Here is a 12,079-nt window from a genome sequence, read left to right on the forward strand (position 1 = left end):
ACAAATATATGAAAATATCACGTGAATGTATTAGCTGTCTTGCTAGACAAGCAGTAGAAATAGCTGAGGAATCAACGAGCAATATTGCAATGCAAGAAGAAATAATAAAAAGATCTTTAAAAGAATTAGGAGAAATGGATTTCAATGAAACAGCACCTGAAATAGCTTTTAGGATGCATCAACATGCTAAGAATATTACTGGGATTAATGATCCATATAAAAGATTGAAGGAACAATACAATGAAATTGCTAAAGAGATTTATGATAGGATTATTGGAGAAAAATGGTTAGATAAGGCAGAAAATCCCTTCGATATGGCCTGTAGGTTGGCTATTGCAGGAAATATTATAGATTTTTCAGCTGGATTAAAGCTAGAGCCTTCAGATATTGTTAAATCTGTTGAGGATAGTATTAAACATAGTATATTTGGTACGGGAACAGCAGCTCTTCGGGAAGCCGTAAAAAAGGCAGATAATATTATGTACATTGCTGATAACTCAGGTGAAATCATATTTGATAAATTTCTATTAGAGAGACTTCCAACAAGCAAAGTTACTTATGTGGTGAAAGGAGGTCCAATAGTTAATGATGCGACTATGGATGATGCAATAAGCACAGGAGTTGTAGATTTAGTAAAAGTTATTGATAATGGTCATTCCGCCCAAGGAACGATTTTAAAAGATTGTTCAAGTACATTTAAGAGGGAATTTAGTAAGGCAGATCTTATTATAAGCAAAGGACAAGCAAATTTTGAAACATTGAGTGATATTAAAGATAAGAATATTTTCTATCTATTGAGAGCAAAATGTAGTTCAGTTGCTTTTGCTATTGGGTGTAAACGAATGGATTATGTTCTTACAAATTATTAGAATAAAGAATATTTTTATCCTTTATAGAAATGGATAGTACATAAGAAAAAGACATTTGCTTAGCGACAAATGTCTTTTTTATTGACATAACAAAACAAAAGTGATAATATAAATCTATATTGGCACTTTTGATAAATATTTACTTATACCCAATTATATTATATATCTTTTTAAAAGCAATGTCAATGGTTTTTTTAAAAATTTATTAAATTATCTATTATAAGGAGGTTATACTGTGAATAGAGATGATTTTGAATGGAAGATTGAAGAGGAATGGTTGAAGGATGTGCTTGTTGAGATTCATAAACAGTATGATAAAAATAGAGATTTTAAAGAAAAAATTAAAGAGGATGCAATTAGGACGCAAAAGGAGCTATGGGATGAAATAGGCTCAGTTTCTATAGCAAATGGATTAGATCAAATTGCAGATTTTATGCAATTTATCAGTTTTATGAAAACACAAAAGATAAGCCATGAATCAACCAGAAGGCTTCAAGAGAAATACGAAAGAATGTCTTCTTCACCCTATTTTGGAAGAATTGATTTTATTGAAAAGGGAGACAGCAAAGCAGAGAAGTGTTATATTGGAATTTCAAATCTTATCAATGATAATATTGACTTCCTTATATATGATTGGAGAGCTCCTATTTCTAGTATGTTTTATGATTGTGAAATCGGAGAAGCTGGTTATACATGCCCTGAAGGAATTATAGAAGGGGAGCTTACTCTGAAAAGACAATATAAAATCAATAATGGAAAAATTGAATACATGTTTGACAGTAATCTCAAAATAGACGATGAGATACTTCAGAATATATTGAGTAAGAGTACTGATAGTAAGATGAAGACCATAGTGACAACAATTCAAAGAGAACAGAATAGAGTAATCCGTGATGAAGAATATAAAATTCTCATTGTTCAAGGTCCTGCGGGGAGTGGAAAAACCTCCATCGCTCTTCATAGAATTGCATATTTATTATATAGATATAGAGAGAAGATAACCCCTCAAAACATAGTGATTTTCTCACCTAATGAAATCTTTAATGATTATATTTCTAATGTATTGCCAGAGCTTGGAGAAGATAATATGTACCAGACAACATTTAAGGAATATATGCATAAAGCTCTAGGTAATGAATGTTCAAAGGAAGATTATTGTGAAATGATGGAATATATTTTGGATGTAAAGGAGACGCCAAATTATCAAAATAGAATTGATAATATACGGTATAAATCTACTGTAGAATTTATGAATATATTAAAATATTATGTATCATATGCGGAAAGGAAAAATAGAGATTTTAGAGATATATTTTTCAGGGATCAATTGATAGTCTCTGCTGATGCCTTAGAAGAACTTTTTTTCCAAGAGGATATAAAGCTTCCTCTAAAAAGGAGGCTTAAAAAGATAAAGAATAGAATATTTTTTCTTATGGAACCATATAAAAAACATAGATCGGAAGAAATCATGGACGAATTAAAAAGTACTGGAAATTATATAAATCATGTGGAGCTTTTAAGAGATAGCATAACTTTAGTAAATGAGGAAATGGCGGATATATATAATGAAATCAATAGAATAACTGAGTTAAATTTAGAAAATATCTATAGAGAGTTATTTGAAAATCTAGAATTTTTTTATAGAAGTTTAAATATTGAATATACTGAGGATAAGATTGAGAAAATCAGAAGATATACATTAGAAAACTTGAATGCTAATAGATTATACTACGAAGATCAGATTATACTTTTATATCTGAAAATTGCATTAGGAGACATTCCTAAAACCTCAGAAATTAAATATGTTATTATTGATGAGGCTCAGGACTATACACCGCTTCAGTATGAAATCTTTTATCAGCTTTTTGAGTCTGCAAATATGACTATATTGGGTGATTTAAATCAATCCATTAATCCGTTTATGAATGTAGGAAATTATAATAATATCTCTCATATATTTTCTCAGAGTAATACTTGTATAATGAATTTAACCAAAAGCTATAGGTCCACAAAAGAAATCACTGAATTTTCCAGAAAGCTGCTAAATAATGAAATTATAGACGAAGGCATACAAAGAAGTGGAGAGAGACCTTTATTTCTTGGATTCCCAGATGAAGAGGCCATAAAAGAAAGGATTCTTGAGGATATAAGGACATATAAGGATAAAGGTTATAAATCCATTGGAATAATAACAAGAACTATAAAGGAAACATCTGAGGTATATAATTTTTTAAAAGAGAAGATTCATATTAAAGCCATAAGGAAAGACGATGATGGATATGTTAGTGATACTTTGGTAATACCGGCATATCTTGCTAAGGGATTAGAATTTGATGTTGTGCTTATTTATAATGTAGGAAATGGGAATTACTACTGTGAGGAGGAAAGGCTGCTTCTCTATACCGCTTGTACCAGAGCACTTCATATTTTATGTATATACTATTCTGGAGAGTGTACGCCATTGCTAGAAGAAGTCATCACGCAATAGTTATTTATATTAAAACTATATTTCTCTAATAAATAGTATGATTATATATGTAATGTATAATAAGAGAGATATCACTTTTAATAGGGATATCTCTCTTATTATGGGATTCTCTTCTTTTTATCTCCTTTTTATTGGAATATAAATATCCATACAGATTTTTTCATATTCCCAAGAATGGCAACGCTCATCATAGAATTCAAAATCTAGCTTTGAGTCATCAATTTCATAGCCAGAATTTGGGAACCATTCTTCAAGTATATATTTCCAGGTGCCTTTGATTGAATTTACAAAGCTATCATCATTTGAATCTACAGCAGGAGTTGTGAAAACAGCATAGGTTGCGGCTGGTACTTCAAGTGTACACATTTCATTAGTTGCATGATTAAAGTTAGTGACTTCTATGCCTAGTACATAAGAAAATTCATCGGTTTCCATATTGGTATTTACACAAATTCCGTATTCTCCGTGTCTAGGGGGGTTTTGTGTTCTATATAAATGTGCTTCCTTACCTTCTATATTACATTGATCCCAAAAGGCAGGAATATCTCTGGAATGAGCATTATTTCTCAGGGTTGTTTTAAACTCATATCCTACTATTTTAAAAGAATCTCTATTTATTATTTTAGGTTGCATTATGATACCTCCAATTTTATTTACTTTAATTTTCTTTAAATCTACTTTTTGGGGAAAACCTATTGGTGCATGTATTCTATAAAAGCTTGGTGTATATCCAAAACATTTCTTAAAGGCCTTTGTAAATCCTGCATGGGTTTCAAATCCTAAATCCAAGGCGATATCAAATACCTTTTTATTATTACTAAGTTCAGAAAGAGCATATTGAAGCTTTCGCCTTGTTACATATTCCATAACGGGAATCCCAACAAAACTATGGAATACCCTATAATAATGATAGGTAGAAAAGCCCGCAATTTCTGCCAGCTTATTAACTGTTATTTTTTCATTAATGTTGTTGTCAATATAATCTATGGTATTTTGGATTAAATCTACATAGTCCAAGAGGATCCCTCCTTTAAAAAGTTAATTTTCGTACGATAATTATATGTTAACATATTTACCGATAAAATCCTTTTCCTACTTTGCTAAGATAGTGAATAATTAAGATAAATGATAGTATCTGATTTTCAGTTAGATTTTATCTAGGATAGAAGCTTTTCTTATTGTACTTGACAATCTGTCATGTGAAAATTAAACTGACTATAAAGAAGGTTATTCAGTGATAAAAATATAATGAATAAAGGGGATGTAGATTATGTTTAGAAAATTACATAAAGAAGCCAATAATTATATGGAAAGTGATAAACCCCTAAAAGAATCAACTGTAAATAAGCCACTAAATATAAAAGGATCTAAAAAGATTTTTAAAATTGCTGCAATAATCGTAGTTATAGGGATAATTCTATCTAAATTTCTCTTGAGAGATAATAGAATAAATATTAATACCATAGCAAAACCAATATATCCAAAAAAAATTGGATTTGAAGATTTTGATGAACAAGTAAAAAGGAGAGAAGATATAGACGAGAACTTTCTAAAAGAACTTGGTAAGTTTTCAATTAAATCATCCTCATTAGTACTGAGTAGGACAGATAAGGATATAAATAGCCTATACTCTCCAATAAGCTTATATATGGCTTTATCTATGGCTGCTGAAACAGCCAATGGAGAGACTCAAGAAGAGATTTTACGAGTGTTGAACATGGATAGTATTGATATGGTAAGAAGTGAAACTGGTAAATTATTTAGAAAACTTTATTATCATAATGAAATAGGGAAATTAAGTCTTGGCAATTCTATATGGTTAAATAAGGATGTGAGGTTTAACATTAATACACTAGATTTATTGGCAAAAGATTACTATGCTAGCTCTTTTAGTCTTGATTTTAATGATAATGAAAGTTCTAAAAAGATTAGTAAATGGGTATCAAATCAAATAGGTGGAAAACTTAAAAATCGTTATGATGACTTTTCTTTAAATCAAGATGATGTTATGACATTAGTAAGCACCATATATTTTTATGATGAGTGGGTAGATCGATTTAATATTAATGATACAAAAGAAGATGAATTTTACCTTGAAGATGGAAATATAGTTAAATCTGACTTTATGAATATGAAATACGGAAGTCATAGTTTTGTAGGAGTTGATGGTTATACTGTTTCTCATCTTAATTTAAAAAACAACGGCAGAATGATATTTATTTTACCTGATGAGGGATTATCTCCATTTGATATCATATCAGACCCGCAGTTATTAGATGAAGCTATTAACTCATTATCAACAGATAAGAGGAAGATGGGAGAGGTTATATTTAAAATTCCTAAATTTAAGTTTTTATCGAAGCTTAAATTAAAAGATATTTGTGAAGAATTGGGAATAAAAGAGATTTTTCAAGAGACTTCTGATTTTACTTCTCTTTCTGATACCAAACCGTTATTTATTTCAGATATCAATCAAAGTTCAACTATATCTATTGATGAAAAGGGTGTAGAGGCAACAGCCTATACAAAAATAGACTATGCTGGAGCAGCCCAGCCAAATGGAAGAGCTGAAATGATATTAAATAGACCCTTTATATTTGCAATAACAGATGTAGAAGTTTCACCTTTATTTATCGGAATTATAAACAACCCAAATATAGAGTAAGATTTATTTAGTTATAATATGTTTTTTGAGAGGAGTATATTTAATGGTGATTAATAAATTAAGTTCAATCAAAATATTAAATAATCAATTAATTCTATTTCACTCTGACGACCACATTGCTTTTGTTACAGATAAGGTAGATACTTCTTATCATAGCCATAATTATATCCAGATAACTATTGGACTTGAACAAGATTTCTACATTACTACAGAAGAAGATTCTTTTTATACAAAAGGAATTATTTTAGATTCTAATATTAGTCATAAGTTACACGGATATAATGAGTGGCAATTGTACCTATTAATTAATCCAGAATCTATATTTGGAGAGTCAATAAAAAGAAAATTCTTACATGAAAAAGAAGTATATTTAGTAGGTGAGGAAGAAATAAATGATATTGTTAAACTTGATATTCAATCAACCTCAGAGAAATCTGGTTTGATTGAATATAATGAGTTTATAAAAAAGTTTAGAGAAATTCTGGGATTATCAAATTTTTATTTGGATCATACAATAGATAGTCGCATACAGGAAATTTTAAAATATATAGAAACTTATCCATTAGATAGATTATCAGTTAAAGAATTAAGCAATGTAATTTTTTTATCAGAAAGTAGATTATCTCATTTGTTTAAAGAGGAAATAGGTATATCCTTAACTAGTTATATTCTCCATAAAAAAGTAGAAAGGGCTTTTTACCTAATACTTAATGGAATGAGTATCACTGATGCAGCAATAGAAGCTGGATTTAGTAGTTCTTCTCATTTTACTAATAGTGTTCGTGATAAATTAGGAATGAGTCCAAGAATAATAATAAAAAATAGCAGATATATGCAAGTATAGTTATGAAAAACACCTTATAATAAAAGAAAAAAGGTGATTATATGGATATATATTTAAAACAAACAAAATTACTAGATTTTAATACACCATCTATTCAAAACTTAATTGTAGAGAAAGGATGGAAGCAACTAGAAGAAAAAGAAAAGATAGCAGCGGTTTATAGCTTCGTACGAAATGAAATTAAGTTTGGTTATAATAGAAGTGATGATATACCTGCTTCGGAAGTTCTAAGGGATGGATATGGACAATGTAATACAAAAAGTATACTTCTAATGGCTTTATTAAGGGCTTTAAATATTCCGTGCAGAATTCATGGCTTTTATATTGATAAAAAAATGCAGAAAGGAGCATTGACAGGAATTACCTATTTATTTGCCCCTAATAAAATAGTTCATGCTTGGTCTGAAGTATATTTCAATAATGAATGGATAGCTTTAGAAGGTGTAATCATCGATGAAGAATATCTTAATCAAGTAAAAGATAAGCTTTATAATTTTAATAATGGATATATAGGTTATGGGATTTCTGTAGAGGATAAAGAAAAAATAAATATCTGCTGGCAGGGGAAAAGCACATATATTCAAAGTTTTTCTATTACAGATGATTTAGGAATTTTTAATAGTCCAGATGATTTTTTTCTTAAATATAATAATACAAGCAGCAAATTAAAAAGATTTTTATTTGATGTTTTAAGAAGAAGAATTAATAAGAAATTAGACTTAATCAGAGGCGGGATTTGTAACTAAACTAGAATCAAGAGATTTTTACTAATATATTTCTAAAAACATAGAAATGGATAATATTTAACTGTAAAAGTTATATATTATCCATTTTTCATATATCGCTTTATTTACGATAGGCTTCAAAAGTAATGACCTGGTTATTATCTGTAGGATAGATACCAAATTTATAATCAGAAGAAATAGTAATATCACTAAATCCAACCTTCTCTAAAATCAGTCTAAATTCTTCTACTCCATACCATTTTAATGGAAAACGCTCTAATTCAGTTTGTATTAATTGACTCTTATGCCATTTTTCATATCGAAAATGAGAAACTGTATATTGGTTAATAAAATTAACTTCTACAAGTGACTCATTTAAGGTGATTAAATCCCCATTAGGAGTCTCCCAGGTTCTCGTTGAAGTATGTCCAATATTAAAATCTGATTGCATAAATATATCAACAATAAGACGCCCACCTACGGAAAGATGTTCATAGAAGCATTTTAATCCATTAATGGCATCTATTGAATTTTCAAGCAATAGAAAAGAACCTGTAGGAATAATAATTGCTTCATATTTGTGAGGTAGAGAAAAAGATTGCATGTTTTCCTCATAGAGATCAGCTCTAAGATTTCTTTCTTTACAATGGAGCTTACATAAATCCAACATCTCAGGAGAAGAATCGATACCGTCTACAATAAATCCTTTCTCCAGCAGGGGAATCAAGATACGGCCTGTTCCTACTGCTGGTTCAAGAATCCTTCCTTTGATACCCTTAAGTCTTTCCATATAAAATTCCACATCTCCAAATGAATGTCCAATAGGTTTATCTATGTTGTATACCTCTGTAGAAAGCTTACTATAAAAACTAAACATATTATTTTGCCTCCTTATGATTGTTATAAAGAAATGCTTTATTTTAATTTAAGCATATAGTAGAAATATCTTCTTTTTAGATGATATGCCTTAAATTAATAATACCATTTAAGAGAATTATTTTCTTATCCTATCTTGCTAATTAAAAAAATTAAAGCAAAATCTCTTAATTAGAGGGGATAAATACTTATTATATTATTGATTTGGCTGAATAGTCATCTTAGTATTAAGTTATTAAATTTAAAGGAGCATCATATTTTGATGCAAAGTTTATAGAACAAAATAATAATAAGCAAAGAGGATTAATATTCAAGTTGTCAAAAGCTATAGCCTTAAATTGAATATAGAGAATTTATAGTATAAGAAGAAATGATTTTAAGTTATCATAATTATGAAATATTAATATGTATTTCTTGGAAAGCATGGATTTTGCATTATTTAGGCTTATTTGTTATGCTTTTAATGAAATTAACAATTTAGAAGGTTACCTACTTAACTATAAATAATTATTATAATGAATTAAAATCGTTGTATAGTATAATGTATTGTTTTGATTTTAAAGCTATATATTTATCTTTGCATGATTTTAATATAATACTTTATGCTTGATATTAGGCTATAAGTAGATTATTTCTTCTTATGGCTTTTTTGTTGTTTAAAATTAGATATTATGAATAAGATAGCTTACTAGCTAAATTTTCATATGGCATATCAAATAAATGTAAAAGGATATTATTAATAGGGGATATGTACAATTAAAGTATAGATAAAATTCTGTGTCTTGAATATAGCCAAAGGAGGAATATCTATTATGAGAGATATAGTATATAATAATTATTATTGGTAAAATGATTTAGTGAGGTTAAGAGCTTGGAGTACAGACGATTGGAAATGAGATTATCAAAATAATTTTGATAGTAAATCCTTAATGCTGGCAGATTATGAAATTTCATTACCACCAATGGTTGCAGCTTATGTATATATACTGCCTATGCTTGTTATTCTTCTTTAAAATACCCAATATCCTTATGAGGGCATGTCATTTAAAAAAATAAAGTTGCTATCCAGCCAGTACATAAAATGAGATGAAACCATACTTGATAAATGATAAGATATGAATATCTCTAAGGAAAGGACCAGTAATATGGAATGGAATGAAAAACTACAAAAAATTATTGATTATGTGGAAAATCATTTACAAAGAAAAGAGGAACCTATTGACCCTGAAAAAATCATTGAAATTGCAGGTTGTTCCTATAATTTTTTCCAAAAAGTATTTTCATATATGAATGGAATAAGTTTGGCTGAATATATTCGATTCAGGAAATTGACTTTAGCTGGATATGATCTTAAAAGCACTGATATTAAAGTTATTGATTTAAGTTATAAATATGGGTACGATTCCCCTACATCATTTACGAAAGCATTTCAACAATTTCATGGTATTTCTCCAAAAGAAGCACGAAATACAACAGTTGAATTACAAGTTTTTCCTAAAATGCAGGTTTCAAAAAAGCAGAGATATTCGTGGAGGATTGAACACAAATCATCACTGAGGCTAATAGGAAAAAGTATTAGGATTTCATGTGAAGATGGAATACATCATATAAAGATACCTGAGTTTTGGAATGAATGTCAAAGAAATGGTATTTTTTCTAAACTAATTTTCATGGATACAGGTATACCTAATGGAATATTTGGTTTATTTGGAAACTATGATGAAATAACTAAGGAGATTGAATATGCAATCATGGTAAATTCGAACCTTAAGATACCAGAGGAATTTCAGGAAATCATTATTCCAGAAGCTACATGGGCTACTTTTGATTGTAAAGGTGCTGTTCCACAGGCAATTCAAAATGGATGGAAATACCTTAATGAAGAATGGCTGATAAAATATCCATTTAGGCACGCCCTATGTCCAGAGTTGGAATGGTATAGTGCAGGTAATTCTTATGATAAAGACTATTTAAGTCAAATATGGATACCGATTATTGAGGAGGAATAGAGAATGGTACATTTAGTTTATTGTGATAATATTGGAAAAAAAGGCGAAAGGATTCTCGATAAGATTTTGGCAGGAACAAAAACTATGATTGTCCGAGGTGCAGCAGGTAGAAAAATACCACACAGCAGAGTATTTGCAGGAGAAACCCTTTATTTTATGGAAAAAGGAACTGCTAAGATTACTGCTAAAGGTATTGTAAAGAATGTAGAAAATTATATTAAATTATCAGATGAGGAAATTTTAAAAATTTTAGGAGAAAATCAATCTAAGTTAAATTTATCTGAGAAACAAAAAAGTCGTTGGCATAAAAAATGTTTATGTTTAGTTGAATTTGAAAATGTTCAGGAAATTCCTGCTTTAGACTTTGACCACCAAGGAAATATGGATGATTGGTTGATTATCGAAAAAATTGAAGATGTTGTAGTTGGTACAAGTATTCCATACAATTATGATAAATCAAAATTTTAGGTGATAATATATGGCAATATGGAACTCAGGGCGTGGCATAGTATCGGCTACAAATATTGTTATATCCATAAAGATGATTCTAAAAAATAAATAGATAAGATAGTCTTAGTTAGATGGATAAAGTTTATGCTCACGTAGAAATGAAAAAGTTTAATGTTTTTAGGAATAACCTTTTAACTAAAACTACGAGAAATAGCTGAATAAAGCTATCTTCATTTTAACCTTCTTTATAATAATTACGGTGAGCCTTATCATAAATGATGCAGACTTTACTTAAAAGTATTGATTGATATGTAAAGTAATAGTAAAATTTAAAAGACTTTAAAGTATATTGATGTGGAAAATGATGATTAGAGATTGGAAGTGTGAAAATATGTATACAAAAACTGAAATACTTAGCATAGCAAAAAGACAATTGGCCCTTGATTATAATTGTCAACTCTCAGACTTTGAAAAAGAAGGAAATACAATTACTGAAAATAAGCTTCTAGAGGGTAGACGTATCTATGAAAGTGATGGATGTTTCCTAAAGATAATTAGTATAGGGGGAAGGGCAATAATCTGTGCTGATGAAAAAATAGGACCTTGGCTTGAAGAAAAGATTCTAAAGCGAGATGCTAACTGGTTGTTTGACTATGATAAACTTAGGGCTATAGATAATAAATTAAGAGAATTTGGTCATGAAATTGATCAGATGCCCCACTTTTATCTACCTAATCCTGTTACTTGTGATATAAAGCCCATTGCTCCAATAAAATGGTTTGAAAAGCAAGAGATATTACAATTTGGGGATGATAGCAGGTTTGATGAAGCTTTTGTTTTTAGTGAGAATTATCCAGATGTTCTTGGAGTTGCCGCTTTTGATGGTGATATTATAATGGGTATGGCAGGAGCTAGTGAAGATAGTAAAACCTTATATCAAATTGGCATTAATGTGTTGCCTAAATATAGGGGAAAAGGTATTGGTATAAATCTAGTTGCATTACTAAAACAGGAACTCTTAAAGCGTGGGAAGGTACCTTTTTATGGAACCGCAGTGTCTCATATAATCTCTAAAAATATTGCTATAAGTGCTGGATTTTTTCCTGCATGGGCAGAAGTATATTCAAAAAAATTAGAGGATTAAGTAAGATAG

10 protein-coding genes are annotated in these 12,079 nt (G+C 29.4%); 8 read left to right on the plus strand and 2 right to left on the minus strand.

Going from position 1 to position 12,079, the window contains the following annotated elements; translation table 11 throughout:
- Positions 1-8: 8 nt before the first annotated feature.
- Together RDK80_RS07825 and helD are read left to right on the plus strand one after the other, a co-directional pair.
- Positions 9-869, plus strand: coding sequence for a DUF89 domain-containing protein (locus RDK80_RS07825; protein WP_094902857.1), 861 nt, complete (start codon positions 9-11; stop codon positions 867-869).
- A gap of 235 nt (positions 870-1,104) precedes the next feature.
- On the plus strand, positions 1,105-3,357 hold the full coding sequence (gene helD, locus RDK80_RS07830; RefSeq protein WP_308523953.1) for an RNA polymerase recycling motor HelD: 2,253 nt from the start codon (positions 1,105-1,107) through the stop codon (positions 3,355-3,357).
- A gap of 117 nt (positions 3,358-3,474) precedes the next feature.
- Here the strand turns inward: helD and RDK80_RS07835 are convergent, their stop codons facing one another.
- Complete coding sequence (locus RDK80_RS07835) at positions 3,475-4,374, minus strand: effector binding domain-containing protein (RefSeq protein ID WP_308523954.1); 900 nt, start codon at positions 4,372-4,374, stop codon at positions 3,475-3,477.
- A gap of 253 nt (positions 4,375-4,627) precedes the next feature.
- On the opposite strand from RDK80_RS07835, the gene RDK80_RS07840 reads away from it, so the two are divergent.
- The 3 genes from RDK80_RS07840 to RDK80_RS07850 are packed head-to-tail and all read left to right on the plus strand — an operon-like array spanning position 4,628 to position 7,612.
- Positions 4,628-6,022: a serpin family protein gene (locus tag RDK80_RS07840; protein ID WP_308523955.1), complete on the plus strand. Its 1,395-nt coding sequence runs from the start codon at positions 4,628-4,630 to the stop codon at positions 6,020-6,022.
- A gap of 43 nt (positions 6,023-6,065) precedes the next feature.
- Positions 6,066-6,866: an AraC family transcriptional regulator gene (locus RDK80_RS07845; RefSeq protein WP_094902867.1), complete on the plus strand. Its 801-nt coding sequence runs from the start codon at positions 6,066-6,068 to the stop codon at positions 6,864-6,866.
- Positions 6,867-6,907: 41 nt separating this feature from the next.
- Entirely contained in the window at positions 6,908-7,612 is a 705-nt protein-coding gene (locus RDK80_RS07850; protein WP_094902869.1) for a transglutaminase family protein, read from the plus strand.
- Between the two features lie 100 nt (positions 7,613-7,712).
- On the opposite strand, the gene RDK80_RS07855 is transcribed toward RDK80_RS07850, so the two are convergent.
- Positions 7,713-8,468, minus strand: a complete 756-nt coding sequence (locus RDK80_RS07855; RefSeq protein WP_094902871.1) for a bifunctional 2-polyprenyl-6-hydroxyphenol methylase/3-demethylubiquinol 3-O-methyltransferase UbiG — start codon at positions 8,466-8,468, stop codon at positions 7,713-7,715.
- A gap of 1,144 nt (positions 8,469-9,612) precedes the next feature.
- Between RDK80_RS07855 and RDK80_RS07860 the strand changes: the two genes are divergently transcribed.
- From RDK80_RS07860 to RDK80_RS07870, 3 genes are all read left to right on the plus strand, one after another.
- Positions 9,613-10,476, plus strand: a complete 864-nt coding sequence (locus RDK80_RS07860; protein ID WP_308523956.1) for an AraC family transcriptional regulator — start codon at positions 9,613-9,615, stop codon at positions 10,474-10,476.
- A gap of 3 nt (positions 10,477-10,479) precedes the next feature.
- A complete protein-coding gene (locus RDK80_RS07865; RefSeq protein WP_094902876.1) occupies positions 10,480-10,944 on the plus strand; it encodes a hypothetical protein in 465 nt (154 codons plus the stop codon).
- A 373-nt stretch (positions 10,945-11,317) separates the two neighbouring features.
- Positions 11,318-12,070, plus strand: coding sequence for a GNAT family N-acetyltransferase (locus RDK80_RS07870; RefSeq protein ID WP_308523957.1), 753 nt, complete (start codon positions 11,318-11,320; stop codon positions 12,068-12,070).
- The last annotated feature ends 9 nt before the right edge of the window (positions 12,071-12,079 follow it).

Origin of the sequence: uncultured Tissierella sp., assembly GCF_902479755.1 — a bacterium.
GTDB lineage: Bacteria > Bacillota > Clostridia > Tissierellales > Tissierellaceae > Tissierella > Tissierella carlieri.